This is a genomic window from Duganella zoogloeoides, from assembly GCF_034479515.1.
Classification (GTDB): domain Bacteria; phylum Pseudomonadota; class Gammaproteobacteria; order Burkholderiales; family Burkholderiaceae_D; genus Rugamonas; species Rugamonas zoogloeoides.
Genome location: NZ_CP140152.1, coordinates 1,022,951 through 1,049,765, shown reverse-complemented (window position 1 = coordinate 1,049,765; position 26,815 = coordinate 1,022,951). Strand labels below are relative to the sequence as shown.

The window sequence follows — 26,815 nt, the reverse complement described above, 5'->3', positions numbered from 1 at the left end:
TTTTCCACAAGGAAACTACCACCACTGGTTGAACGCCAGCCTCATGAGTGCACCAATTGAGAAGGCGACACACATGATCATTGCACGCAGAATTAACGAGATTTCCGGCATTCTCGATTTGAATTTGAACGAACTATCGCGCAAGCAGTATTTTCTCCAGGAATTGAAAACGCCCAGCCTGTCGCTGCAATGGATCGCGCTGACAGGATTGCTGGCGGCATATGCTGCGGCGCCACCCTTCGTGCTCGATATCGGAACAAGCTTCAGCGCCTGCGTGCTGGGCCTGCTGTTGGGCATCCTGATCAGCCATCTCAGCCGAAACCATGTGCATCTCAACATCGGCGGATTTTCATCGATGCTGTTTGCCGGCGCCGGCTTTCGCCTGATCCTGGTCGCGACCGAGCGTGCACCCTACTGGACGCTGCCGCTCGGCGCGCTGATGGCTGTCTCGGTCGCGGTCATCATCAGCGGACCGCTCATGTACCTGCTGCTGATGGCGGTGATGTGGAAAGTGCTCCCGATCGACTTGCACACGTCGGTGTTTGCCCACGGCCATGGCCTGTGGCCGCAATTGCTGATCGGTTCGGCAATGCTGATCGGTTTGTTGATCAGCATGTTCCTGCACCGGTTGCGGCACCTGAACCAGGTATGCACCCTGCGCCTGGTGGACATGGCCTACAAGGACCACCTGACCGCGATTCCCAACCGCCGCTGGTTCATGGAAGCAGTCACCCTGGCGCTCCAGCGCCGCCAGCTGGACGGTTACCTGCTGATGCTCGATATCGACGATTTCAAGCGCGTCAACGACGAGGCCGGCCACGACACGGGCGACGCCGTGCTCAGGCAGGTGGGCGCCATCATCGGGGACGTGGCTGGCGGCCTGCCGCACGGGCGCCTGGGCGGCGAAGAATTTGCCATCGTGGTGCGCGGCCGGCGCGGCGATGCCGAAGCCATCGCCGCACGCCTGCTACAGGCAGTGCGCGCCACGCCCATCGCAGGCCGCCGCGTAACCGTGAGCATCGGCGCCTGCGTGCTCGAGGACGAAAATATTTCACGCTGCATGCGCCTGGCTGACGAAGCGCTCTACCGCGCCAAGCTCGGCGGCAAGGACCGGGTGGAATTCGATCCCGGGCCGGTTGCCGTCGTGTCCCGGCTCCACCCTCACCCTCATTTGGAAAGCACGACATCATGATGCACATTCGCACAATCAAAGGAAAACTGGCGCTCGCCTTTACCGCGCTGGCCGGCATGGTGCTGCTGGTGTCAGGCATGGCGCTGACCTCGCTGCTGCAGGCCGATGAGCGCTTCAACAGTTACCTGGCCGAGACCAACGCCCGCGCGGTGCTGGTCGCAAAACTGCAGCAGGCCGTGAACCAGCGTGCCATCGGTGCACGCAATATGCTGTTGCTCGAGGACGCCGGGCAAGTGGCTGCCGAGGCGGAGCGCGTCCAGCAAGCGCACCTGGAAGTGAGCGGCTATCTCGAGCAATTGCAGCGCAGCGCGCAGCAGTCGCGCGAGATCACCGGCCCCGCCGCTGCCTTGATCGCGACTTTGGTGCAAGTGGAAGCGCAGTACGGGCCGGTGGCGCAAGCCATCGTCGCAATGGGCCTGGCCGGCCAGCGTATCGAGGCCATCGACAAGCTCAATCGCGAGTGCCAACCGCTGCTGGCGCAACTGGGCCGGGCCAGCGCCGAGTATGCGCGGTATGCCGACACCCGCGCCGTCGTACGCCAACGCGCCGGTGCGGCGGATTTCGACCGGCAGCGCAACCGCCAGGTCGCGGTTTGCCTGCTGGCGCTGGCGTCGGCGGTGCTGGCCGGGCTCTGGATCTCGCGCACGCTGCACCGCGCGCTCGGCAGCGAACCGGCGCTGCTGGGCGCGGCAGCGCAACAGGTGGCCGGTGGCGACTTGAGCCACGAGGACGGCGCCGCCGGCATGCCGGATGGCAGTGTGATGGCCTCGCTGGCGCAAATGCGGCGCGCGCTGGCGCGCCTGGTGGGCGAGGTGCGCGCAGCGGCGCACCTGATTGCCGACGGCTCGGCCGAGATCGCCTCGGCCAACGCCAACCTGAGCGCCCGCACCGAGGAACAGGCCGGCAGCCTAGAGCAAACCGCCGCCTCCATGGAAGAGTTGACGGTGGCCGTCAAGAGCACTGCACAGGCCGCACAGACGGCGGCCGACCTGTCGATGGCGGCATCAAGCGTGGCGCGCAAAGGCGCTGGCGTGGTGGCCAGCGTGGTCGATACCATGGGCGCAATCGACACCAGCTCGCAGCAGATCGCGCAGATCCTTGGCACCATCGACGCCATCGCCTTCCAGACCAATATCCTGGCGCTCAACGCCGCCGTCGAAGCGGCGCGCGCAGGCGAGCAAGGCAAGGGCTTCGCGGTGGTGGCCAGCGAGGTGCGCACCCTGGCCCACCGCAGCGCTGCTGCGGCCAGGGAAATCAAGATCCTGATCGACGCCTCGATGGCGAATGTGGCCGCCGGCGGCAAACTGGCGCGCCAGGCCGGCGCCACCATGGAGGAGATCGTGCAAAGCGTCGATCACGTGGTGGGCATCATCAACGACATCAGCCTGTCTGCCACCGAGCAAAGCCATGGCATCGAACAGGTGACTATTGCAGTAGGCCAGCTCGACCGCATGACCCAGGAGAATGCGGCGATGGTGGAGGAAACGGCCGCTGCCGCCGGTCAGCTCAAGCACCAGGCTTTACACATGAGTGACCTGGTGGGTACCTTCAGGCTGGGCGGCGACCGGCCACATGGACCGTCAACGCAGCACATCGAACGCAACCAGCGCGACCAGTTGGCCGGGCCGGCTTTGCTGGCTTCGCCTAATGTGCCTGGCGCCTACTCGCCCAGGTAGGCAGCCTTCACGCGCGGATCGTCCAGCATGGCGCTGGCCTGGCCGGTCATGGTGATCACGCCGGAGTCCATCACGTAGCCGCGGTGGGCCGCTTGCAGCGCCAGCTTGGCGTTCTGCTCCACCAGCAGCACGGTAATGCCCTCGGCCGAAACGTTGCGGATCACCTCGAAGATCTTGTCCACCATGATCGGCGACAGGCCCATCGACGGCTCGTCGAGCAGCAGCAGTTTCGGGTGCGACATCAGCGCGCGCGCCATGGCCAGCATTTGCTGCTCGCCACCGGACAGGGTGCCAGCCAGCTGCTGGGCGCGTTCCTTCAGGCGCGGGAACACGTCGAACCACTTGGCGACGTCCGCCTCAATGCCAGCTTTGTCGTTGCGCGTAAACGCGCCCATCATCAGGTTTTCCTCGATGGTCATGCGGGTGAACACACCGCGCCCTTCCGGCACCATGGCCAGCTTCTTTTCCACCAGGTGGAAGGACTTGGTGCCCTTCATCGACTCGCCCTGGTACGTGATCGTGCCTTCGACCTTGCACTCGGGGAGGGTGCCGGTGATGGCTTTCAGGGTGGTGGTCTTGCCGGCGCCGTTGGCGCCGATCAGCGCGACCAGTTCGCCCTGGTTCACTTCGAGGTCAATGCCCTTGACCGCCTTGATGCCGCCATAGGCGACCTTGAGCCCGGAGATTTTCAGTACGTTGCTACTCATTAATGTGATCCTCCGAGGTAGGCGTCGATCACCGCCTTGTTGCTTTGTATTTCAGCCGGCAGGCCTTCGGCAATCGGCTTGCCGTACTCCAGCACCATCAGCCGGTCGCACAGCGCCATCATCATCTTGACGTCGTGCTCGATCAGCAGCACGGTCTTGCCTTGTTGCTTGATCTTGATGAGCAGCTCGCGCAGCGCCAGTTTTTCGGTGGCGTTCATGCCGGCCGCCGGTTCGTCGAGCGCCAGCAGTTGCGGATCGGTGGCCAGCGCGCGGGCAATTTCCAGGCGGCGCTGGTCGCCGTACGACAGGAACTTCGACGTGCGGTTGGCAAACTTGCCGATGCCGACGAAGTCGAGCAGCTCCTGGGCGCGGGTGCGGATCGACGCTTCTTCCTCGCGCGCGGCGTTGTGGCGGAAGATGGCGCCGAACACGCCCTGCTTCGAGCGCACGTGGCGCCCGACCATGACGTTTTCCAGCGCGGTCATCTCGCCAAATAAACGAATGTTCTGGAAGGTGCGGGCGATGCCGGCCTTGGCCACCTCGTGCGGGGCGGACGGCGAATACGGCTTGCCGGCCAGCTCGAAAGTGCCTGTGTCCGGCTGGTACAGGCCGGTTATCACGTTGAAGAACGTGGTCTTGCCGGCGCCGTTGGGACCGATCAGGCCGTAGATCTGACCCTGCTTGATGGTGATGCCCACGTCGGTGAGCGCCTGCAAGCCGCCGAAACGTTTATTGACGCCGGCGATGTTCAAAATGGTTGGCTGTTCATTCATGGTGGCGTTCATCGTTGCGCTCCTCAAGCCGCGACCGTGTCGGACGATTTATCTTTGGTGTCCGAATCGTGGTCGGGGCGGTCTTCGTGCTTGGGCGACGGCCACAGGCCGGCCGGGCGGTACAACATCATCAGCACCAGCGCCAGGCCGTACAGCAGCTGGCGCAGCACTTCCGCTTCGATCACGACATGGCCGAACAGTTTCTGTTGCAGCGGCTCCACCACGTGGCGCAGCACTTCCGGCAGCGAGGCCAGCAGCGCGCCGCCGAGGATCACGCCGGGGATATGGCCGATGCCGCCCAACACCACCATCGCCAGCACGGCGATCGATTCGGTCAGCGAGAACGACTCGGGCGACACAAAACCCTGGAACGCGGCAAACATGGCGCCCGCCACGCCGCCGAACGACGCGCCCATCGAGAATGCCAGCAGCTTGACGTTGCGGGTATTGATACCCATCGCCTTGGCGGCAATTTCATCCTCGCGGATCGCCACCCAGGCGCGGCCCAGGCGCGAGTGCTGCAGGCGCGCCGTGACGAACACGATCACCACGCACAGGAACAGGAACAAATAATAGTAGGCATTGACCGACGGCATGGCGAAGTCGCCCAGCATGACGGTGGCGCGCGAGCCGGCCTCGCCGGCCAGGTTGACGCCGAACACGCGGATCGGGTCGATCATGTTGATGCCCTGCGGACCGTTGGTGAAATTGATCGGCTCGTTCAAGTTCATCATGAAGATACGGATGATCTCGCCAAAACCCAGGGTCACGATGGCCAGGTAATCGCCGCGCAGCTTGAGCGTGGGGGCGCCCAGCAAGGCGCCAAAGAAACCGGCCAGGATGGCGGCGATCGGCACGATGGCCCACACCGACAGGTGGATGCCGTTCTGCTGGATCTCGGGCCCGAGCACGGCAATCAGGGCATCGGCCACGGCCGGATACTCGTAGATCATCGATTCGAGCAAGGTGGCGAACTGCGGCGACGCCAGCAGGCCGGTCACGTACGCGCCCACCGCGAAGAACGCGATGTAGCCGAGGTCGAGCAAGCCGGCAAAGCCCACCACGATGTTCAGGCCCAGCGCCAGCATGATGTACAACAGCGCCATGTCGATGATGCGCACCCACGAATTGCCGAACTGGGCGGCAAAGAACGGGAAGATCAGCAGGCCGATCAACAGCACGGCCATGCTGGCGTAAGCCTTGCGCGGGTTATGCGACGTGTCAAAAATAGCCATCTCGGTCTCCTTATGCGCGGTCGGCCACGCGCTCGCCCATGATGCCGGACGGCCGCACGGTCAGCACCAGGATCAGCACCACGAAGGCGAAGATGTCCTGGTAGTGGCTGCCAAGGAAGCCGCCGGTCAGGTCGCCGATATAGCCTGCGCCCAGGCTTTCGACCAGCCCCAGCACGATGCCGCCGATCATGGCCCCGTAGATGTTGCCGATGCCGCCCAGCACGGCCGCGCAGAAGGCTTTCAGGCCGGGCAGGAAGCCCATGGCAAACTGGATCGACGCATAGTTGGCGCCCCACATCACGCCGGCCACGGCAGCAAGCGCCGCACCAAGCGCGAACGTCAGCACGATCACTTTATTGGAATCGACACCCATCAGGCCGGCCACGCGCGGGTTCTCGGCCGTGGCGCGCATGGCGCGGCCCATCTTGGTTTTTTCCACCAGCAGCACCAGGCCCACCATCGATGCGGCAGCGAGCACCAGCAGCAGGATCTGGGTTTGCGAAATCAAGGCGCCGCCGAACAGCACCGGCTCGGGCGACAGCAGTTGCGGGAATGGCAGCGGGTTGCGGGTCCAGATCATCATGGCAATCGTCTGCAGCAGGATCGACACGCCGATCGCGGTGATCAAGGGCGCCAGGCGCGGCGCGTTGCGCAGCCGGCGATAAGCGACCCGCTCGATCAGCACGTTGACGATCATGCAGACCGGAATCGCGCCGCCGATGGCAATCGCCAGCTTGATATAGCCGGGCATTTCAGGCGCATACTGGTTGAGCAGGTTGAGGATGGTCAGCCCGGTCATGGCGCCGATCATCAAGACGTCGCCGTGGGCGAAGTTAATGAGGTTGAGCACGCCGTACACCATGGTGTAACCGAGCGCGACCAGTGCGTACATGCTGCCGAGCACCAGCCCGTTGATAATTTGTTGGATAAGGGTATCCATTGAGAACCTTTACTATGTTATGCCTGCACCACGTAACAAAAACGGCACCCGGAAAGCAAGTTCCCGTAGTGCCGCAGTTGGCTACGCATTCATAATGCAAGTTTCGTACCACAAGTACCGCTGGAGACGAAACGACAAGCTTTTAAGAGCGAGGCAATGATAGCGAGATTCTGGAAAAACTAACAGCGGAATAACTGAGCAGTAACTGAATTAAATTCCGCCGCGATCGCCTTTACGCGACGCCCTCGATTGGTGCAAGTTTTGGACCATCGAGGCCCTTGGGCAGAGGGAATGTGACCGACTCTTCCACGCCGTCGAGCGGACGCACGCTGCGCACGCCGCACTCTTTGAGGCGCGAAATCACGGCTTCGACCAGCACTTCGGGCGCCGACGCGCCGGCGGTCACGCCCACGCGTACTTTGCCGTCGAGCCAGGCAGGATCGATTTGCGAGGCGTTATCGACCATGTAGGCAGGCGTGCCCATCTTTTCAGCCACTTCGCGCAGGCGGTTCGAGTTCGAGCTGTTGGGGCTGCCCACCACGATCACCAGTTCCACCTGAGGCGCCATGAACTTGACGGCTTCCTGGCGGTTGGTGGTGGCGTAGCAGATATCGCCCTTCTTCGGCTCGATAATTGCCGGGAACTTGCGCTTGAGGGCAGCGATGATTTCGATGGTGTCATCGACCGACAGCGTGGTCTGCGACACGTAGGCCAGTTGGTCGGGCTTGGCCACCACCAGGTGTTCGACATCGTCCACGGTTTCCACCAGGTACATGCCCTGGTCGGTCTGGCCCATGGTGCCTTCCACTTCCGGGTGGCCCTGGTGGCCGATCATGATGATCTCGCAGCCCTGCTTGCGCATCTTGGCCACTTCCACGTGCACCTTGGTCACCAGCGGGCAGGTGGCGTCGAAAATCGACAGGCCGCGCGATTCGGCCTCGGCCCGCACTGCGCGCGAAACGCCGTGCGCCGAGAATACCAGCGTATTGCCGGCCGGAACATCGTCGAGATCCTCGATAAAGATCGCCCCCTTGGCGCGCAGGTCGGCCACGACATAGGCATTATGGACGATTTCGTGGCGCACATAGATCGGCGCGCCGAACTGGTTCAGGGCGCGCTCGACGATTTCAATGGCGCGGTCAACGCCGGCGCAAAAGCCGCGCGGCTGGGCCAACAGGAGTTCTTTATCGCTCATGGGTTAGTCCTCACAACACTGAAATCAGGTTGACTTCAAATTTCAACGGCTGGCCGGCCAGCGGATGGTTGAAGTCGAATAAACAGGTTTCTGCACCGAGCTCGCGCAGGATGCCGGCAAAGCGGCCGCCGCCCGGCGCGGCGAAATCGACCAGGTCGCCGATTTTATAGTCGGCATCGGGCGCCGAGTTGGCGTCGAGCGTGGCGCGCGACACTTCACGGATCAGCTCCGGGTTGCGCGGACCGAAGCCCACGCCCGGTTCCAGCTCGAAGGTCTTGTGGGTGCCTTCGGGCATGCCGAGCAGCAGTTCTTCGAGCACCGGCGCCAGTTGCCCCTGGCCGAGCATCAACGTGGCCGGCGTGCCGCCGAAAGTGGTGACGATATCTTTGCCATCCACGGAGGCCAGGCGGTAATGCAGGGTGAGATAGGCCGACGGGGTGACGACAGGTTGCTCGTTAGACATGACGTGAATTCGGTAAGCTGACAAAGGCTGTATTGTAAGCCACCTTGCCTGATTCGGCCCGATCGTCAGACTCAGAGCTCGATATTTCAGCGGCAAACTATAATCGAGCCCATGGTGGACCACTTCAAACATCCGATATTTCCCAAACTCATCAAATGGGCCGCCCTGTCGTGCCTGATCGGCGTGCTCGCTGGCGCGGCGTCGGCCGCCTTTCTGCTGGCGCTCGATGCGGTGACGCACTGGCGTGGGCAATACCGCTGGCTGATCTGGCTGCTGCCGGTCGCCGGCCTGCTGGTGGCCTGGATGTACCGGCGTTATGACGCCGGCAGCGACGCCGGCATCAACCTGCTGATCAACGAAACGCGCACGCCCGCCAACACCATCCCGCTGCGCATGGCGCCGCTGGTGTTGTTCGGCACGCTGACCTCGCACCTGTTCGGCGCCTCGGTCGGACGCGAGGGGACGGCGGTGCAGATGGGCGGCGCCTTATCCGACCAGTTGAGCAAACTATTCAAGGTCAGCAATCACACCCGCACCCTGATCATCACGGCAGGCATGGCGGCCGGCTTCGCGTCCGTGTTCGGCACGCCCATCGCTGGCGCCATCTGGGGTATCGAAGTGGTGGCGCTGACCGGCATGGCGGCCAGCGCCCTGCTGCCCTGCCTGCTGTCGGCCGTGATCGCGCACTTTGTCACGCTGGGCCTGGGCGCGCACCACATGCATTACGCGGCCGGCGCCATGCCGGCGCTGGGCGCGATGCCGCTGCTGCTGGTTGTCGTGGCGGGCGTGGCGTTCGGACTGGCGGCGCGGGCTTTTTGCATGGCCATCCATGGTTTCTCGGCCTTGTACAAACGCTGGGTGGCCAACAGCCTGCTGCGCCCGGTCATCGGCGGCATGGTCATCGTACTGTTTGCCGTGACGGTGAACAGCGCCGACCGCTACCTGGGCCTGGGCTTGCCGGTGCTGCAGGCAGCCTTCTCGGGCCAGGTGGCGCCGCAGGATTTCCTGGTCAAGCTGGTCATGACCGCCTGGTCGATCGCCAGCGGCTTCAAGGGCGGCGAGGTGACGCCGCTGTTCTTCGTGGGCGCCACGCTGGGCCACGTGCTGGCGCCGCTGCTGCAACTGCCGCCGCCGTTCCTGGCGGCGGTGGGACTGGCCGCCGTGTTCGCGGGCGCATCGAACACGCCACTCGCCTCCACCATCCTCGCCATCGAACTGTTCGGCTTTGATATTGCCGCGTACGCAGCCTGCGGTTGCGCGATCAGCTACCTAGTCTCGGGCCGGCGCGGTATTTATGCGGCCCAGCGGCTGCTGTACCCGAAATTGGGATAAGAACGCTTCCTCGCGTCACGCCCCGCTACCGGTGCATGGCAATCCGCTGTCTGCCCCTAACCGGGACCGGTTATAACCGCCACACGCTTGATGTACGCCCGTTCGCGGCCGAACCTGCTCCGCATAATGGCCAGACCATCAGCGTGGAGAAACCGATGACGATCAACCAGTGGCCCAAACACCAGCGCCCGCGCGAGCGCCTGATCCGCGATGGCGCCGGTGCGCTGTCCGATGCGGAATTGCTGGCGATCTTTCTGCGCGTGGGCGTGCGCGGCATCGATGCGGTCCAGCTCGGCCAGCACGCGATGCAGCACTTCGGTTCCCTGCAACGGTTGTTTGGCGCCACTCTGCTGGAGTTTTCCGCAATCAACGGCATGGGCCCGGCCAAGTTCGCCCAGTTGCAGGCGGTGATGGAACTGGCGCGGCGCGCCATGCTCGAGGAACTGCGCCACCCCACCACGCTCGGCTCACCGCAGGCGGTGAAACAGTACCTGCGGCTGCTGTTCAACGGCCGCACCTTCGAATCGTTTTACGTGCTGTTCCTCGATGTTAAAAACCGCCTGGTCGATGTGAAGGAACTGTTCCGGGGCACGCTGACCCATACCAGCGTCTATCCGCGCGAAGTCGTCAAGGAAGCGCTGGCGCGCAATGCCGCCAGCATCATGCTGGCCCACAACCATCCGTCGGGCACGGAAGACCCCAGCGAGGCCGATTTGCGGCTGACCAGGTCGCTGGTGCAAGCCCTGGCACTGGTCGATATCCGCATCCTCGATCATTTTGTGGTGGCGGGACAGCACGTGCATTCGTTCGCCGAGCACGGACAATTATAGGTTTACCCCTGCTGGCTCAAGGGTTTACGCGCAATTGTTAAATTTAATGAGATATCCATGACACCATTGTTTTTCACAAGTCATTGAATATCCTAAGTTTTTTGGATATACTCTTGTTTTTCCAATTGTGGAATGTCTTTTAAGGAGTGCGTTATGGCACGTGTTTGCCAAGTTACTGGGAAGAAGCCGATGGTCGGCAACAATGTTTCCCACGCAAACAACAAAACCAAACGTCGTTTCCTGCCTAACCTGCAGAACCGTCGTATTTTTGTTGAATCTGAAAACCGCTGGGTCTCCCTGCGTCTGTCCAACGCTGGTCTGCGCGTAATCGACAAGGTCGGCATCGATGCCGTTCTGACCGACATGCGTGCCCGTGGCGAAAAAGTCTAATTAGGGAGCTACCATGGCAAAAACTGGCCGCGACAAAATCAAGCTGGAATCGACCGCAGGTACTGGTCACTTCTACACCACCACCAAGAACAAGCGCACGATGCCTGCTAAAATGGAGATCATGAAGTTCGATCCTAAAGCACGCAAGCACGTCGCTTACAAAGAAACCAAGATCAAGTAATCGATCGCCGTTTCCTGAAAACCACCTCCGGGTGGTTTTTTTTCGTCCCTGCATTGTGTCGGGACAAAAAAAACCCCGCATGGTGCGGGGCCTTTGCGACAACAACGACAGCTTAAGCGTAGCTGCGTAACCGCAGCGAGAACTCTTGCAGCGACTTGATGCCCGACGCTTCGGCGCGGTTGCACCAGTCTTGCAGCTTGTGCAGCAGCTGCTCGCGGGTAAAATGCGAACGTTCCCAGATCACGCCCAGCTCCACGCGCATGGTGTGCATGGTTTCCAGCGCCTTGCTGTGCTGGAACAGCTCGATCAATTGCTCCTGCTGTGGCGCTTCCAGCTTGCCCGGCTCGCGTTGCAGCAGCTTGCGCGACGATTTCAGGAAGCGCGATTCGAGCTTGGCTTTTTCCTTCAGGTGCTCACGCTCTTCGTTCCAGGCCGACTTGACCGACTTGGCGTACTTGGCCATCACGTCGTAGCGGTTGGCGATGACGGATGCCAGGGTATCGAAGTCCGCTTCCACTTTGCCCTTGGCAAACTTGGGTTCCGGCGCGCGGCGCTTGACCTTGGCCAGGCCGAAGATTTCCAGCGCGCGGATATAGCCCCAGCCGATGTCGAACTCGTACCATTTCGACGACAGCTTGGCCGACGTGGCAAACGTGTGGTGATTGTTGTGCAACTCTTCGCCACCGATCAGGATGCCGAACGGGATGATGTTGGTGGCAGCGTCGCTGCAATCGTAGTTGCGGTAGCCCCAGTAGTGGCCGATGCCGTTGATGATGCCGGCGGCGGTGACAGGGATCCACATCATCTGCACAGCCCACACGCTGATACCGATCACGCCGAACAGGGCGAAATTGATGAAGAACAGCGCGATCACGCCCGAGGCGGAAAAGCGCGTATACAGGTTGCGTTCGATCCAGTCGTCAGGCGTGCCATGGCCGTACTTTTCCATGGTTTCCAGGTTTTTCGATTCGGCGCGATACAGCTCGGCGCCTTCCCAGAATACTTTTTTGATGCCACGGGTGACCGGGCTGTGCGGATCTTCTTCGGTATCGCACTTGGCGTGGTGCTTGCGGTGGATCGACGCCCACTCCTTGGTCACCTGGCCCGTGGTGAGCCACAGCCAGAAACGGAAGAAATGGCTGGGGATCGCATGCAGCTCGAGTGCACGGTGCGCCTGGTGGCGGTGCAGATAAATCGTCACGGCGGCAATCGTGATATGGGTCACGATCAGCGTGTAAAAAAATACTTCCCATGCACTAAAGCGGGTAACGCCGTTGGCAAGAAAATCCAGTACCGCATGTAAACTCAAGCTCATTCTCCAAAAAAGGCCCATGTTGCAACCAGGCGGATCCGCCAATATTGCTCTTTACAACAGGCGCAAAAAATCAATCTGTCTTATGCACAGCACGCCATTGTACGATGATTTGAGGACCTTTTGACGATAGACCCGTGCGGTCCATGCCTAAGTTTTCAGCACGCTCGTGCTTAATGCTGGCTCAGCCCTGGGTGTCATGCTCGGGTGGCTGGCCGGGTACGCGCATTTCGCGGGCCGGGAACGGCACCAGCACGTGGTTATCCTTGAGCGCGCGCCAGATCGCGCGGTTGACGTCGGACGTCACGCCGCCGCGGCCTTTTTCCGGATCGTTGATCCAGAAACTCAGTTGCAAGTCGAGTCCATCGACGCCAAAGCCGACCAGCGTGGCCGACGGCCCCTTGTCCTGCAACACGCGCGGCACGGTACGCGCCGCATCTTCAAGCAGCTTGAGCACCATATCGACATCGGTCTCATACGCCACCGACACCTTGGTGGAAATATTGACCATGCTGTTCGACAGCGACGAGTTTTGCACCGCGCCCGACACCAGCATCTCGTTGGGCACGATCGATTCCATGCCATCGAGGCCCTGCAACACCGTGTAGCGCGTGTTGATTTGCGTAACGCGGCCGCTGTATTTGTCCACCGTGATCATGTCGCCGATGGTAAGACTGCGGTCGAGCAGGATTACGAAGCCGGACACGTAGTTGCTGGCAATCTTTTGCAGGCCGAGACCGAGACCGACGCCGAGCGCGCCGCCAAACACCGACAGCACGGTGAGATCGATCCCCACCAGCGACAAGCTCAGCAGCACGGCAACGAGGATCAGCACGGCACGCGCAGTACGCGACACCACCACCCGCAGGTTGGTGTGCATGCCCTGCATTTTCATCAGCCATTCTTCGAGCGCGGTGCCGGCCCACAGCGCCAGCATCAGGAGCACCACCACCGAGATGGCCGCTTGCAGGATATCGGCGATCGAGACCTTGTACTTACCGAGCGGCAGCACCGTGTGGTCGAGGAAATAGAACACCTCGTCCCACATGCCGGTGATGTAGAGCACGTAGGCGGCCCACACCAGCAACTGGAACAGCTTTTCGAACGAGACCATGCCGGGGCTGATCTCGCGGTGGCGCGCGAACACGCGGCGCAGCACGTAGAAGGTGAACCGGATCGCCGCCAGCGCGCCGAAGATCGGCATCGCCACGTTGACCAGGTTGGTATGGGGCATGTACTGGCGCAGCACCAGGCGCGACAGCCACAACAGGCACATGATGGCCAGCGGCCCCATCACCCTGCCAAAACTTTCGACACCGAAGCGTGCCATATTGCCCTGGCTTTCGTTGCGACCGAAACGGGTGCGCAGCATGGTGGCCAAGGTCCAGCCCAGCACGATGGAAGCGACGATGGCGCCCAGTTGCCACACCAGCAAAATATTCTTGAAGTCGCCAGTGATATCGTCGATCAGTTTAAGGAGCGGCTGTTGTGGGGTCATCGTCAATTCTTAGGTCGTACGGGAATGATCCGGACAGGGACTGTGCCCTGCCCGGCCGTGCTGGTTACTGCGGTTACTCTTCTTCTGCTTCTTCCTGTACCGGTGCGGCTTTCTTGGCCATCGGCTTGCGCTCGAACACGGCAGCAAAGAAGCCATCGGTCTGGTGCTTGTGCGGCAGCAGTTTCAGGAAGTCGCCCATTTCCAGGTCGATCTTCTGTTCGGCCAGCACTTTGCTCATCGGTACCAGTTCGAAGTCCGGGTGGGCTGCCAGGAACTGGTTGGCGATGAAGTCGTTCTCTTCGTCGAGGAAGCTGCAGGTGGCGTACACCAGGCGACCGCCGCCCTTGAGCAGGCGCGCGGCGCCGTCCAGGATCGCTGCCTGCTTGGTCTGCATTTCCGCGACAGCGCTTTCCTGCTGGCGCCATTTGACGTCAGGATTGCGTCGCAGGGTACCGAGACCCGAGCACGGGGCATCGACCAGCACGCGGTCGATCTTGCCGGCCAGGCGCTTGATCTTGGCATCGCGCTCGTGCGCGATCAGCACCGGGTGGACATTGGACAAGCCGCTGCGCGCCAGGCGCGGCTTGAGCTTGGCCAGGCGCTTTTCGGAGACGTCGAACGCATACAGGCGGCCGGTATTGCGCATGGTGGCGCCCAGTGCCAGCGTCTTGCCGCCGGCGCCGGCGCAAAAGTCCACCACCATCTCGCCGCGCTTGGCGCCAACCACGGCCGACAGGATCTGGCTGCCTTCATCTTGCACTTCGATATGGCCGTCCTTGAACAGCGGCAGGTTTTGCAGCTGCGGCTTTTGCAGCACGCGCAGGCCCAGCGGCGCGAACGGCGTTGGCGTGGCGCGGATCGGCGCCTCGGCCAGGGTGGCGATGACGTCGTCACGATTGGCCTTGATGGCGTTCACGCGCAGGTCCAGCGGCGCCGGCTGGTTCATGCCATCAGCCAGCAACAGAGTTTCTTCTTCGCCCATTTGCGCGACCAGCTTGTCGAACAGCCACTTCGGCATGTTCGAACGGCTCGACTTGTGCATCACCTTGCGGTCGATTTGCAGTATGCGCTCGACCCACTGCACTTCATCGTCGGTCAGGCCACCGAGCGACTCGACACCGACTGCATCGGCCATACCCAGCAGGGTCAGGCGACGCATGGTGGCGCCGCCGCCTGCTTCGGAGAAATCGGTATAAAACGATTTGTTGCGCAGCACGTTGTACACGCACTCGGCAACGGCGCCGCGTTCGCGGCCGCCCAGGCGCGGGTGGTCTTTGAAATAGCGCGACAGGGTGGTATCGGCTGGCGCGGCAAAGCGCAAAATCTCGCGCAACACTTCTTCGGCGTTGGCGAGTATCGCTGGAGGCAATCTCATGGAAATCCTTGGTTAATATTTCTGCTGTGTTTCAGCGGTCTGCGATCAGTGTTCGAGGACCTGGGTATGTTCTTGCGCCATCGTCAGCTTGCCATCCACGAAATCGCGCACGGCCTGCGGGTAAAGCGTGTGTTCCTGTACCAGCACCCGCGCCGACAGGGTGTCGGGCGTATCGCCGGGCAATACCGGTACCCGCGCTTGCGCGACGGCCGGACCATGATCGAGCTCGGCAGTGACAAAATGCACGGTCGCGCCGTGTTCGGTCACGCCAGCCGCCAGCGCCTGCGCATGGGTGTGCAGGCCCGGGAACAGCGGCAGCAGCGACGGGTGGATATTGAGCATGCGGCCCGCGTAATGGTCCACGAAGCCCGGCGTCAGGATGCGCATGAAGCCGGCCAGCACCACCAGGTCGGGCGCGTAGCCATCGATGACGGTTTGCAGGGCGGCGTCGAACGCTTCGCGGCTGACGTAATCCTTGTTCGAGACCACGGCAGTAGCGATGCCATGCGCGGCGGCAAATTCGAGCCCGCCAGCGTCGGCACGGTTGCTGATCACGGCGGCAATGCGGGCCGGCCAACGCTCGGCCTGGGCCGCACGCACGATCGCTTCCATGTTGCTTCCGCGACCTGAAATAAGGATGACGATGTTTTTCATAGGCCGACATTGTACCTTGTCCACACCAAGCGGACCAGAAAATGCCGCGATTGACGACGATTATGTTGCAGCGCAGCAGGGATCAGCCCCGGCGCATCAGTGGCAGCTGGGGATGGTTTGCGGCCTATTCGAACGAGTAGAACACGCGGAACGGGACCTGCTTTTCGGCCCAATAATCGGCAGCATCGCGGAAGACGTCAAGCAGGGTTTCCCGTGCTTCCTTGTCAAATTTCTGGGCATTCGGCAATTGTTCAAGCACGACCAGGAAACCTTCCTGGTGGCCGGCAGCGGCCATGGTGGTGGTCAGCGTTTCGCGCAGACCGTCGAAATTCTTGCCTATGCCCTTGGGAAACTGGAACGATTCGGCGATCAGGCCCAGCACCTGCTGCTTGGTGGCACCGGCGAGCGGGTGCGCATACAGGAAGTGATGGCCGAGGCGCGCCGCTTCCTCCTGCAATTCGACCACGCGGAAGGCGCGGATCGACTGCACCAGGTTGGCCGGCACGGTCATCAACAATGTCTCGTTTCCCTCGATCTGACCAGGCATGTACGGTGTGTCCACTTTGTTGTCGAGAGTGCCTATCTTGTGAATTAATGAATAAATAATTTGAGCACCTGTCCACTTAACACGGCCGGCAGGTCGGTGCCAACCGTGGTCGATTCAGCATGTTTTTGAATCCCATACGCTTATTAGGGTAACGTGTTGTTCCTCCCAGATCAACACGAAGTTGATTCGTTGCGCAATATTTGTTAAAACTGGAACATTCTGACGGGGTTTTAAGACGAAATGAGCACATTCCCGGCCCATTCCCCTGCAGCGGTGTTTCTGTCCCGCTGTTACAATTTGTTGCCACAGATACCAGTTGACCACTGGCCCTGAAGCGCCAACCGGACTACCATACAATCACGCGTCTCAGACTACCTGACACGCACCCCCGACAGTCAAACAACACGAGGTATCAAACATGAGCCTGCACACCAAATTGATCGCGGCAGCCCTTTGCGTCAGCGCCCTGCCGTTCGCACAAGTTGCCAGCGCTGCCGATTTCGAAGATTACGGCCGCGTGGTGCGCGTAACGCCGCAGGTCGAGCAAATCAACCGTCCGCGCCAGGAATGCCGTACCGAATATGTGCAAGTTCAGCAACCGCCACCACAGCGCGGCGTCGGCGGCGCCATCATTGGCGGCCTGATCGGCGGCCTGGCCGGTAACCAGGTGGGCGGCGGCAGCGGCCGCTCGGCAGCCACTGCTGCTGGCGCCATCGCTGGCGCCGTGATCGGCGACCGTACCGAGAACTCGAACGTCCCCAACAGCGGTGGCTACCAGGAACAGCAAGTCAAGCAGTGCCGCACGGTCGATCATTGGGAATCGCGCACTTCCGGCTACCAGGTCACCTACGAGTATCGCGGCCGCAACTATACCGACGTCATGTCGTACGATCCCGGCGAACGCCTGCGCCTGCGCGTGGCGATCGAGCCGATGCAGCGCTAATCGTTCACCAAGCGTTGTTCGATGCTGAGATAATGCCGGCCCGCGAGGCCGGCATTATCGTTTACGGCTTGCCGCTGGCCTTGCCCACGCGGGATAATGCCGGTTCATTCCCGCCTTCAACCTGCCCAATGCTGATCAAACGTAAATCCATCGAAAAAGAAGAATCCTCCCGCCCGGCACGCAAGCCCAAGTTTGCGCCGGTCACGCTGTCCGAGCAGGATGGCGTGCGTTATCTGCATTTCGGCACGGAATGGGTGCAAGGCGCGATGCGTATCCGCAAGCCGAACTGGCCCGAACTCGAATACGCGCAGCAGATGATGGCTGCCATGCTGTGGCAGGAACAGCCGCGCCACCTGGCCCAACTGGGCCTCGGTACGGCCACCCTTACCAAGTTCAGCTATACCACTTTCCCGGATGCGACGATTACGGCGGTGGAACTCAATCCATCGGTGATCGCCATTTGCGAGTCGATGTTCAAGCTGCCGCCGAACGACGCCCGCTTGCGCGTGCTGGAAATGGATGCGCTCGATTTCGTCAACGACGAGGCCAACGCCGGCACCATCGACGCCCTGCAAGTGGACCTGTACGACGCCACCGCGCGCGGCCCGGTGCTCGACAGCGCCGAGTTCTACCAGGCGTGCAACCGCTGCCTGACCGATGATGGCATCATGACGGTGAACCTGTTCGGCGACCATCCGAGCTATGCGCGCAACATCAAGGCCATCAAGTTCGCGTTCGCGCAAGTGATTTGCCTGCCGGAGGTCCATGATGGCAACGTCGTGGCGATCGCCTTCAAGCGCCAGCGCGCCATCGACCTCGAGGCGCTCACCGCGCGCGCCGCGCAGATCCTGGCCGACACCAAGCTGCCGGCCAAGTCGTGGGTCAAGGGCATTGCGGCCAGCCTGACCAAGTAGCGCAACAAGCAACAAGCAGCAGCGGCGCCGGAACGGTCCGGCGCCGAGACAGTGGGAGCTTCGCATGGCCGCACCGCTCGATCTGCAAGACATCTATAACTGGCTGCTGGCCGACGGCATGGTGCGCAAGAGCGAGGTCAATACGCTCTACGCCCACAGCCAGGCCATCATGAAGAACAGTCCCATGCACCCGCTGTGCGCGGTGGCGCATGGCAAGCTGCTCTCGGCCCAGCCGCCGCACAAGCTGCTCACGCTCGACGCGCTGTGCGAGTGGATGGCGCACCGTCACCAGTTGCCCTTCATCCGCATCGACCCGCTCAAGATCGATTTCACCAAGGTGGCCGACGTCATGTCCGCCAGCTATGCAGCGCGCTTCCACATCCTGCCCGTCGAACTGACGCCGGACATGCTGGTGGTGGCCACCTCGGACCCCAACGCCACCGAGTGGGAAGCGGAAATCGCGCGGCTGTCGCGCCGGGCGATCCGCCGCGTGATCGCCAATCCGCTCGATATCGCCCAATACACCACGCAGTTCTTCAGCCTGGCCAAGTCGATCAAGAAGGCCAACAAGAGCAACAGCAACGAACTGGCGCTGCGCAACAACTTCGAGCAACTGGTGGAACTGGGCAAGGCCAGCAAACAGGTCGATGCCAACGACCAGCACGTGATCAACATCGTCGACTGGCTGTGGCAGTACGCGTTCGAGCAGCGCGCCTCCGACATTCACCTCGAACCCAAGCGCGACATGGCGTCGATCCGTTTCCGCATCGACGGCGTGCTGCACCAGGTGTACCAGGTGCCGGCGGTGGTGATGATCGCCATGACCGCGCGCATCAAGCTGCTCGGTCGCATGGACGTGATCGAAAAACGCCGCCCGCAGGACGGCCGCATCAAGACCCGCACCGCCGGCGGCCAGGAAGTGGAGCTGCGCCTGTCCACGTTGCCCACCGCGTTCGGCGAAAAACTGGTGATGCGTATTTTCGATCCCGACGTGGTGGTGAAAACCCTGCCGGAGCTGGGCTTCCCGGTGGACGACGCCGCGCGCTGGGACAGCCTCACGCGCCGTCCGCACGGCATCATCCTGGTGACCGGCCCCACCGGCTCGGGCAAGACGACCACCCTGTACACCACGCTCAAGGCGCTGGCCACGTCCGAAGTCAACGTGTGCACGGTCGAAGACCCGATCGAGATGGTGGAACCGGCCTTCAACCAGATGCAGGTGCATCCCGCCATCGACCTGACGTTTGCCGACGGCGTGCGCGCGCTGATGCGGCAAGACCCCGACATCATCATGGTCGGCGAGATCCGCGACCTGGCCACGGCCGAAATGGCGATCCAGGCCGCGCTGACCGGCCACCTGGTGCTGTCCACGCTGCACACCAACGACGCGCCGTCGGCCGTGATGCGGCTGCTGGAACTGGGCGTGCCCTACTACCTGCTGGAAGCGACGCTGATCGGCATCATGGCGCAGCGCCTGGTGCGCACGCTGTGCGACCACTGCAAGGCGCCCGACGGCGAACTGGCCGACGACCTGTGGCACAGCCTGGGCGGCGCCTGGCACATGCCCAAGCCGGCCGCCATCTACCGCGCCGTGGGCTGCGCCGAATGCCGGCAAACCGGCTACCGTGGCCGCACCGGCCTGTACGAACTGCTGACGGTGACCGAACAATTCGGCGAACAGATACGCGAAGAAACCGACGTCCACGCACTGAGGCGCCAGGCCGTTGCCGACGGCATGAAGCCGCTGCGCATCGCCGGCGCGCTCAAGATCGCCGAAGGGGCGACGACGGCGGACGAGGTGCTGAAGGCAACGGCGGCGCTGACGTCCCGGGGCGCGGCAAAACAAGCGCCTTAAAATAACCCTTGGCACCAGCTGGGGAGCTGTATATAATACGGCCTCTTTCGGGGGTCGTTAGCTCAGCTGGTAGAGCAGCGGACTTTTAATCCGTTGGTCGCAGGTTCGAATCCCGCACGGCCTACCACCGAATTCAAGCAGCAAGACAAGCAACACCGGATCAAGGTTACCCGCTTCATGCGCGTAACCTTTTTTTGTATCCGCGAAAACTTCACATGCCGATCACCATCGCCCACCTGTTCCTCAAGCCCGCACGCCACCAGCCGGTCGTGGAGCAAAGCGCCATCACGCTGACCACAGGCGTGGGCATCGCCGGCGACATCCACGCCCACAAACTGAGCCCGCGCCAGGTGCTGGTCACGCTGGCGGCGCAACTCGACGCGCTGGCGGTGGCGCCGGGCGCGCTGTACGAAAACCTGGTGATCACGGGCGCCGCGCCCGCAGACTTCCGCCCCGGCAGCGCCATCGTCATTGGCGATGCTGAAATCCGCCTCACCATGTACTGCGAACCGTGCCAGCGCATCGCGCCGCTGGTAGGTAACCTGGCGGCCGTGGTGGAGCGGCGCGGCATCCTCGGCGTGGTGGCCCATGGCGGCACGCTGCGCACCGGGGATACGGTCACCCTCGTCCCGGGGCGCTATGCGCCGCTGCCGGACTCGGTGCAGCAAAAATTCTGCAACTTTGTCGCCACCGTGCCACGCGGGCGCGTGGTGCGCTACCGCGATATCACCATGGCCATGGGCGTCGATGACAGTTTTATACGCGCCCTGCCCGGCTACATCAAACGCCACCTGGACGCAGGGTTGCCGCTGCACCGCATCGTCAACGGGCGCGGACAGTTGCTGGCGGCGCTGCCGCAGCAGGCGAGCAAGCTGGCGTCCGAAGGTGTACCATCGGACGTTGCGGTCGATCTCGACAGCTTTCTGTGGCAGGGCTGATTTAAACACCATCGATACTTTATAAACGATATGCCTGGAGACGCCATGCGCCACGCAGCGCGCGCCATGTTGTTCCTGTGCTGCCTGCTGCTGGCGGCAGGCAGCCAGGCGCAAAACATCGTCACGCTGCGCGTGGCCGCGCAAACCGGCACCGAGCCGAAGTTCATCGACGGCGGCAACGGCCGGGTGATCGGCCTGTGCATCGACATCTTCCGCACCATCGAGCGCATCGATCCAGGACTGGTGTTCGCCGGCGACCAGCAATGGCTGCCGCTGATCCGCGCCGTGTCGGAAGTGGCCACGCGCCAGCACGACCTGGCGTGCGCCATCCAGCGCTCGCCGGAGCGCGAACGGCAACTGGTCTTCCTCGATCCCGTCATTGTCCAGTTGCAGTACCTGCTGGTGGCGCGCGCGGATGACCAACTGGTGGTCAACAGCTGGGACGACCTGCGCGCGCTCGGCGAGCGCGGCGTGGTGCTGGTCAACCGGGGCTTCACCACATCGGATTACCTGAAGCAGCTGGGCGGCCTGCAGATCAACGCCAGCGCCACCGATCCGGCCATCAACCTGCACATGCTGGTCGCGCGGCGCGGCCGGGTTTTCCTGCACCGTAATCCGGGGCTCAAAACGCTGATCGCACGCACCGGCATGACCGGCAAGGTCAAGGTGCTGCCGCACGTGATGTACGAGAACCCCACCTATATCGCCATCGGCAAGCATGTCGATGCGGCGGTGGTGGCACGCGTGCGGCGCGCGCTGGAGCAGATGGAGCGCACCGGTGAGCTGGCGCGCATCCTCAAAAAATGGGAGTAGCCGCCGCACGATGACAAGCCCGAATTGACAGCACCGGCAGTATTGGTCACTATCGCTTTTTAACTTTTTACTGGGCGACTGTTTTGATGACCATACCGCGACTTTCCGTTCTTGCCTTTGCCCTTGCCACCGTGCTCGCCGGCCCGTCACAGGCGGCTGCCGAAGCGCCGGCCGCCAAGCGCGCCATCACCCACGAAGACGTGTGGCTGATGAAGCGCGTGGGCGCGCCGACCGTCAGCCCGGACGGCAAGTGGGCGGTGTTTTCCGTCACCGATCCGGCCTACGACAGCAAGGAACAATGGTCGGACCTGTGGATCAAGTCGCTCAATGACGACAGCGCGTCACGCCGCCTGACCTTCAGCAAGGGCGGCGAAGGTGCCGTCAACTGGTCGCCCGACAGCCGCCAACTGGTGTTTACGGCCAAGCGCGAAGGCGACGACGCCGGCCAGATCTACCGCATCGACATCGCCGGCGGCGGCGAAGCCCAGCGCCTTACCACCCTCACCCTTGGCGCACGCACGCCCAAGTTCAGCCCCGATGGCAAGCAACTGCTGTTCGTCAGCGACGTCTTCCCCGACGCGGCCAGCGAGGAAGACAACAAGCGCATCGCCAAGGAACGCAAGGACCGCAAGTACAACGTGCGCGCCTACGAGACCTTCCCGCCGCGCTTCTTCGACAAGTGGCTCGACGATAAAAAAGTGCGCCTGTTCGTGATGGATGCCGCGGTCGGCGCCCTGCCGCGCGATGTCCTGGCCGGCACCAGGCTGGCGCAAATGCCGGGCTTCGGCGGCGGCCAGGGCGACGAGGGCCAGTCGCTCGACGCCATCTGGTCGCAAGACGGCAAGACCATCGTCTTCTCGGCCTCCACCAACCGCGACGAGGCGGCGCGCGCATCCGGCTACACGCAAATCTTCGCGCTGCCGGCAGCCGGCGGCGAGGCGCAGCAGCTCACCCAGGACAAGCACAGTTACAAGGCACTCAAGTTCAGCCGCGACGGCAAGACCCTGTTCGCGCTGACCGAAGAGGAAGCGCCGGGCAAGGTGTATGACGTCTCGCGCCTGGCCAGCCTGGCCTGGCCGGTGACCAACCCGGCGCCAACAATCCTGACCGCGTCGCTCGACCGCTCGATCTCGCGCTTTGCCCTGCCCGATGGCGCGAACCGCATCGTGTTCAGCTACGAGCACGCGGGCCTCGAGCAACTGCACTCGATCAAGTACGACGGCAGCGACCTACGCGCGGAGAATTCGCCCGCCACCGGCGCCATCGGATCGTTCAACGCTGGCGGCAAGGCCTTGGTAGGCGTGTGGGAGTCGGCCATCAATCCACCCGAGGTGTATTCGTTCAATGGCACGCCCAAGCGCCTGACGTCGTTCAACGTCGAGCGCGCGGCGGCCATCGACTGGCAGGCGCCCGAGCACTTCTGGTTCAAGTCCAAGGATGGCCGCATGATCCACAACATGATCATCAAGCCGGCCAACTTCGACCCGGCCAAAAAATATCCGCTGTTCTCGGTGATCCACGGCGGCGCCGCCAATATGTGGCGCGACCAGTTCGTGCTGCGCTGGAACTACCACCTGCTGGCCAAGCCCGGCTACGTGGTGCTGCTCACCGACTACAAGGGTTCGACCGGCTACGGCGAGGAATTCGCGCGCGCGATCCAGGGCGATCCTTTAAAAGGTCCGGCGGAGGAGCTGAACGAGGCGGTGGACGAAGCCATCAAAAAATACAGCTACGTTGACGGCAGCAAGCTGGCCGCCGGGGGCGCCAGCTACGGCGGCCACCTGGCCAACTGGCTGCAGGCGACCACCACGCGTTATAAAGCGATTGTCTCGCATGCGGGCGAGATGGACCTGATCATGCAGTGGGGGACCAGCGACAGCATTTACGGCCGCGAAGTGAACAGCGGCGGTCCGGTCTGGGAAAACCTGCCCGTGTGGCGCGACCAGAGCCCGGTGATGCAAGGCGGGAACCACGCCAAGGGCACCGGCTTCACCACGCCAATCCTGATCTCGGTGGGCGAACTCGATTATCGCGTACCGGCCAACAACGCGCTGATGAACTTTGCCACCCAGCAGCGCTTGAACGTGCCGAGCAAACTGCTGGTCTTCCCCGAAGAAAACCACTGGATCCTCAAGGGCGAAAACAGCCGCTATTTCTACAACGAAGTGCACGGCTGGCTCGCCAAGTACCTGAACTAAACAACTTCGGGGTCAGTGCCGACATTCGGACACGAGCTCATCATTTAATGCTTGAGGCCGTGTCCGAATGTCGGCACTGACCCTATTGCCGTTAAGTTAAGGTTTTCCTGAGCCTGCGTTCAGGATAGCGTTGCGGTTTTGCTTTAGTGACCCGATCGAATTTCCGGTCGGGTCGATAGACATTCAGTTCGAGGATCATCCTCTCGCGCATCCGTTTGATCGTTCCTGGTAGGTTGCCCAAGGCCCGCTCGGAGGCTGCATGCAACATCTCGAGCTGAAATATCCCGAGGGCGAAGATAAAGCTGACGTCATTGGGGGCGCATTTTGCCTGCTCTGCCGTGCGCGCCATTTCTAACCGCACGAGGTTGTAGGCAATAAGAATGCCCCAGATTTCCTGCCTGATGGCTGCGACACTTTGGCTGCGCAGGCACAGGGCCATCCCCATCATGGTTTGCTTGATTTCGCGGTAACTCGTTTCGATCTGCCAGCGTTCGCTATAACAGTCACGGACGGTTTTCGCAGGGAAGCGTCGACGATCCGTCAGGGAGGTCAGCAAATAGCACCGGTTGCCCTTCGCATCTTTCGTTGCAATGGCACGCGCTTGCCATTGTTCGGGCATGGCGGGGTCGCGCTTGCGTACTTGTGGGGAAACGCGCATTTCGACGATGCCATCGTCACTGTCGCCGCTCACGAGATGCCACCGTGTGTTGGCCTTGGCCGGCACCAGGAAATGCCGCTGCTGGCCTTGGGTGCGCAGTTTATGGAGCAGCTCGGCGGCTAGAAAGCCTTTATCGAAGACCGTCAGCGAATGGTCGGCGATAGCGTCGAGCAGCGGTAAGGCAAAACTCATCTCCCCCTTGCTATAGGGACCAAAATCAGCGGCCAAAACCAATTGCGTGCGCAACGCAGCCAGGGTCACCATGCGGGCATGGGGATAACTGGCCAAAGCGCCGTTGGCGAAGTGTGGTGAATCGAAATGCGCCCGGTTTTCCGCGCTATCGGCTAATTTCAGGGTCGTCCCATCCATAGCAAGAAGCTGGAGGCCGTGGAAGTCCGAGCGATGGGCATCTTGCACTTGCCAATGGCGCGCGGACGTTGAAAATAGCCACGCCAACGGTTCTTCGCCCAGCCGCTGACGTGCTTGCGTTACAGCGCTATCGGTCACGCACGTGTCCTTCAGATCCGGCAGCGCGAGTTCCAATTCACCCAACACTTGTCGCACTGAGCGATGTCGGTAGATCGCTAGCGCGATGACCAACCAGACTACCTGTTCCGCCGGCAGACGCCGCTGCCGAATACTTGCCTTGCCGGTGTGATTTAATGCTCCCAAGATCCATTCGACGGGCAATTGCTCACCTAGCCGGCCCCAGTCCGGAGTTGGCAAGTCGCATGTGGTCAAAGGGAGAGCGTCGGACAGCATGGCGCGAAGGTTAACAGCCTTCGCGCATGTTTACAACAACTAACTCGGGTCAGCCTAGATCCTTAACTTAACGGCATTAGGCACTGACCCCGAACTTTAGTCCTGGCGGGGGCGACGGCGTATCGTCATCACCAATGCGGCGGCCACCAGGCATGCCGCGCCGGCAGTGAAAAGCGCCGGGTTGTAGGTCAGCAGCAGGGTGCGCACGCGCCCTGCTCCCCACGCGGCCACGGCCGCACCCAGTTGGTGTCCCGCGAACACCCAGCCGAACACCATCCCCGCCCGCTCCTTGCCGAACGTGGTGGCCACCAGCCGCACCGTCGGCGGCACCGTGGCGATCCAGTCCAGGCCATAAAACATGGCGAACAGCGACAACCCATAAAACGTGAACTCCGAATACGGCAGCCAGAACAGCGACAGCCCGCGCAAGCCGTAGTAGATCAGCAGCAGTTTGCGGTTGTCGTAGCGGTCCGACAGCCAGCCGGAGCCGATGGTGCCGACCAGGTCGAAGGCGCCCATCATCGCCAGCACCGAGGCAGCAGGCACCGCCCCCATACCGGCGTCGCCGCACAAGGAAATGAAGTGGGTCTGGATCAGGCCATTGGTACTGAGCCCGCAAATGAAGAAGGTGCCGAACAAGATCCAGAACACGCGATTGCCCGCCACGCTGGCCAGCACATGAAACGGCGTGGCGAACGTCACGTGCATCGGCGGCGCAAGCGGCGCGACCGGTGTGCCGGGCGCCGCGCCATATGGCGCCAGGCCTACTTCATTGGGCCGGTTGCGCATGAAGGCCCACACCAGCAGCGCCACCAGCGCACACGCCACGAACACTGGCAGCACCGCCAGGCGCCAGCCGAAGTGTTCGATCAGCCACGCCCCCACCGGCAGGAAGATCAACTGCCCGGTAGCCGAACTGGCCGTAAGCACGCCGACCACCAGCCCGCGATGGCTGTCGAACCAGCGGTTCGAGACCACCGCGCTGAGCACCAGCGCCGTCATGCCCGAGCCGATGCCCAGCATGATTCCCCAGAACAGGATCAGGTGCCAGAACTGCGTCATGACGATGGCCAGCGCCATGCCGCCAGCCACCAGCGACAATGCCGTGACCACCACCGCGCGCAGGCCGAAGCGCTCCATCAGGATGGCCGCGAACGGCCCCATCAAACCGAACAGCACGAAACGGATCGCCAGCGCCGACGAAATCTGCTCGACATCCCAGCCAAATTCTCGCGACAGCGGTTGCAGCAGGGCGCCGGGCAGCCCGAGCGCAGCCGATGACGTCAGCGCGGTCAGAAACGTGACGGTGACGATCACCCAAGAATAATGCCAGCCGCGCCGCTGCAGCCAATGGGAAAAACGGAGTGCGAACATCATGACCTCGAACGTGCGTGCGCGCCGGCGGCACGCTGGCAGCCAGTTTAAATGATGACC

At 62.3% G+C, this 26,815-nt stretch carries 25 protein-coding genes and 1 tRNA gene; 13 read left to right on the top strand and 13 right to left on the bottom strand.

What is annotated here, in order from left to right; all coding sequences use genetic code 11:
* Positions 1-73: 73 nt before the first annotated feature.
* Positions 74-1,192, top strand: coding sequence for a GGDEF domain-containing protein (locus SR858_RS04575; protein ID WP_019922917.1), 1,119 nt, complete (start codon positions 74-76; stop codon positions 1,190-1,192).
* On the top strand, positions 1,189-2,868 hold the full coding sequence (locus SR858_RS04570; RefSeq protein ID WP_019922918.1) for a methyl-accepting chemotaxis protein: 1,680 nt from the start codon (positions 1,189-1,191) through the stop codon (positions 2,866-2,868). The genes SR858_RS04575 and SR858_RS04570 overlap by 4 nt, the downstream gene beginning before the upstream one ends.
* Here the strand turns inward: SR858_RS04570 and SR858_RS04565 are convergent.
* The 6 genes from SR858_RS04565 to SR858_RS04540 all read right to left on the bottom strand — a co-directional run bounded on the left by SR858_RS04565 (position 2,853) and on the right by SR858_RS04540 (position 8,181).
* Complete coding sequence (locus SR858_RS04565) at positions 2,853-3,575, bottom strand: ABC transporter ATP-binding protein (RefSeq protein WP_019922919.1); 723 nt, start codon at positions 3,573-3,575, stop codon at positions 2,853-2,855. The two genes, SR858_RS04570 and SR858_RS04565, sit on opposite strands and share 16 nt — an antisense overlap.
* On the bottom strand, positions 3,575-4,348 hold the full coding sequence (locus SR858_RS04560; RefSeq protein ID WP_026637478.1) for an ABC transporter ATP-binding protein: 774 nt from the start codon (positions 4,346-4,348) through the stop codon (positions 3,575-3,577). Before SR858_RS04560 ends, SR858_RS04565 begins: the two co-directional genes overlap by 1 nt.
* Positions 4,349-4,371: 23 nt before the next feature.
* A complete protein-coding gene (locus SR858_RS04555; protein ID WP_019922921.1) occupies positions 4,372-5,583 on the bottom strand; it encodes an ABC transporter permease subunit in 1,212 nt (403 codons plus the stop codon).
* A 10-nt stretch (positions 5,584-5,593) separates the two neighbouring features.
* Complete coding sequence (locus tag SR858_RS04550; protein ID WP_019922922.1) at positions 5,594-6,523, bottom strand: branched-chain amino acid ABC transporter permease; 930 nt, start codon at positions 6,521-6,523, stop codon at positions 5,594-5,596.
* 232 nt (positions 6,524-6,755) lie between these two features.
* Positions 6,756-7,718 carry a 4-hydroxy-3-methylbut-2-enyl diphosphate reductase gene (gene ispH, locus SR858_RS04545; RefSeq protein WP_019922923.1) on the bottom strand — a complete coding sequence of 321 codons (963 nt, stop codon included), beginning with the start codon at positions 7,716-7,718 and terminating at the stop codon, positions 6,756-6,758.
* Positions 7,719-7,728: 10 nt separating this feature from the next.
* Positions 7,729-8,181 carry an FKBP-type peptidyl-prolyl cis-trans isomerase gene (locus tag SR858_RS04540; RefSeq protein ID WP_019922924.1) on the bottom strand — a complete coding sequence of 151 codons (453 nt, stop codon included), beginning with the start codon at positions 8,179-8,181 and terminating at the stop codon, positions 7,729-7,731.
* Between the two features lie 111 nt (positions 8,182-8,292).
* On the opposite strand from SR858_RS04540, the gene SR858_RS04535 reads away from it, so the two are divergent.
* The 4 genes from SR858_RS04535 (at position 8,293) to rpmG (ending at position 10,914) form a co-directional block, all read left to right on the top strand.
* Positions 8,293-9,513, top strand: coding sequence for a chloride channel protein (locus tag SR858_RS04535; protein ID WP_019922925.1), 1,221 nt, complete (start codon positions 8,293-8,295; stop codon positions 9,511-9,513).
* Positions 9,514-9,668: 155 nt separating this feature from the next.
* The gene (radC, locus tag SR858_RS04530) at positions 9,669-10,343 is read left to right on the top strand and encodes a RadC family protein (RefSeq protein WP_019922926.1); all 675 of its coding nucleotides are present in this window, start codon (positions 9,669-9,671) and stop codon (positions 10,341-10,343) included.
* 153 nt (positions 10,344-10,496) lie between these two features.
* Positions 10,497-10,733, top strand: a complete 237-nt coding sequence (gene rpmB / locus SR858_RS04525; protein WP_026637479.1) for a 50S ribosomal protein L28 — start codon at positions 10,497-10,499, stop codon at positions 10,731-10,733.
* A 13-nt stretch (positions 10,734-10,746) separates the two neighbouring features.
* Positions 10,747-10,914 (top strand): 50S ribosomal protein L33, encoded by a 168-nt coding sequence (gene rpmG / locus SR858_RS04520; RefSeq protein WP_019922928.1) that lies wholly within the window; start codon positions 10,747-10,749, stop codon positions 10,912-10,914.
* A 112-nt stretch (positions 10,915-11,026) separates the two neighbouring features.
* On the opposite strand, the gene SR858_RS04515 is transcribed toward rpmG, so the two are convergent.
* From SR858_RS04515 to SR858_RS04495, 5 genes are all read right to left on the bottom strand, one after another.
* On the bottom strand, positions 11,027-12,229 hold the full coding sequence (locus SR858_RS04515; RefSeq protein ID WP_019922929.1) for a DesA family fatty acid desaturase: 1,203 nt from the start codon (positions 12,227-12,229) through the stop codon (positions 11,027-11,029).
* 181 nt (positions 12,230-12,410) lie between these two features.
* On the bottom strand, positions 12,411-13,724 hold the full coding sequence (locus tag SR858_RS04510) for a mechanosensitive ion channel family protein (protein ID WP_019922930.1): 1,314 nt from the start codon (positions 13,722-13,724) through the stop codon (positions 12,411-12,413).
* Between the two features lie 73 nt (positions 13,725-13,797).
* Positions 13,798-15,099, bottom strand: a complete 1,302-nt coding sequence (locus SR858_RS04505; protein WP_026637480.1) for an RsmB/NOP family class I SAM-dependent RNA methyltransferase — start codon at positions 15,097-15,099, stop codon at positions 13,798-13,800.
* Positions 15,100-15,144: 45 nt separating this feature from the next.
* Positions 15,145-15,753, bottom strand: coding sequence for a phosphoribosylglycinamide formyltransferase (gene purN, locus SR858_RS04500; protein ID WP_026637481.1), 609 nt, complete (start codon positions 15,751-15,753; stop codon positions 15,145-15,147).
* Between the two features lie 124 nt (positions 15,754-15,877).
* On the bottom strand, positions 15,878-16,264 hold the full coding sequence (locus SR858_RS04495; protein WP_019922933.1) for a barstar family protein: 387 nt from the start codon (positions 16,262-16,264) through the stop codon (positions 15,878-15,880).
* A 454-nt stretch (positions 16,265-16,718) separates the two neighbouring features.
* Between SR858_RS04495 and SR858_RS04490 the strand changes: the two genes are divergently transcribed.
* The 7 genes from SR858_RS04490 (at position 16,719) to SR858_RS04460 (ending at position 23,961) form a co-directional block, all read left to right on the top strand.
* Entirely contained in the window at positions 16,719-17,243 is a 525-nt protein-coding gene (locus tag SR858_RS04490; protein ID WP_019922934.1) for a glycine zipper 2TM domain-containing protein, read from the top strand.
* A 128-nt stretch (positions 17,244-17,371) separates the two neighbouring features.
* Positions 17,372-18,157, top strand: a complete 786-nt coding sequence (locus SR858_RS04485) for a spermine/spermidine synthase domain-containing protein (RefSeq protein ID WP_019922935.1) — start codon at positions 17,372-17,374, stop codon at positions 18,155-18,157.
* Positions 18,158-18,221: 64 nt separating this feature from the next.
* Positions 18,222-20,012, top strand: a complete 1,791-nt coding sequence (locus tag SR858_RS04480) for a GspE/PulE family protein (RefSeq protein WP_019922936.1) — start codon at positions 18,222-18,224, stop codon at positions 20,010-20,012.
* A 51-nt stretch (positions 20,013-20,063) separates the two neighbouring features.
* A tRNA-Lys gene (locus SR858_RS04475) sits at positions 20,064-20,139 on the top strand.
* Between the two features lie 88 nt (positions 20,140-20,227).
* On the top strand, positions 20,228-20,950 hold the full coding sequence (locus SR858_RS04470) for an MOSC domain-containing protein (RefSeq protein ID WP_019922937.1): 723 nt from the start codon (positions 20,228-20,230) through the stop codon (positions 20,948-20,950).
* Positions 20,951-20,995: 45 nt separating this feature from the next.
* Positions 20,996-21,763, top strand: a complete 768-nt coding sequence (locus SR858_RS04465) for a substrate-binding periplasmic protein (RefSeq protein ID WP_019922938.1) — start codon at positions 20,996-20,998, stop codon at positions 21,761-21,763.
* Positions 21,764-21,849: 86 nt separating this feature from the next.
* Positions 21,850-23,961: a dipeptidyl-peptidase 5 gene (locus tag SR858_RS04460; RefSeq protein WP_026637482.1), complete on the top strand. Its 2,112-nt coding sequence runs from the start codon at positions 21,850-21,852 to the stop codon at positions 23,959-23,961.
* A 91-nt stretch (positions 23,962-24,052) separates the two neighbouring features.
* Here the strand turns inward: SR858_RS04460 and SR858_RS04455 are convergent, their stop codons facing one another.
* On the bottom strand, positions 24,053-25,381 hold the full coding sequence (locus SR858_RS04455) for an IS4 family transposase (protein ID WP_019922940.1): 1,329 nt from the start codon (positions 25,379-25,381) through the stop codon (positions 24,053-24,055).
* A 96-nt stretch (positions 25,382-25,477) separates the two neighbouring features.
* Positions 25,478-26,755 (bottom strand): MFS transporter, encoded by a 1,278-nt coding sequence (locus SR858_RS04450; RefSeq protein WP_026637483.1) that lies wholly within the window; start codon positions 26,753-26,755, stop codon positions 25,478-25,480.
* Positions 26,756-26,815 lie beyond the last annotated feature (60 nt).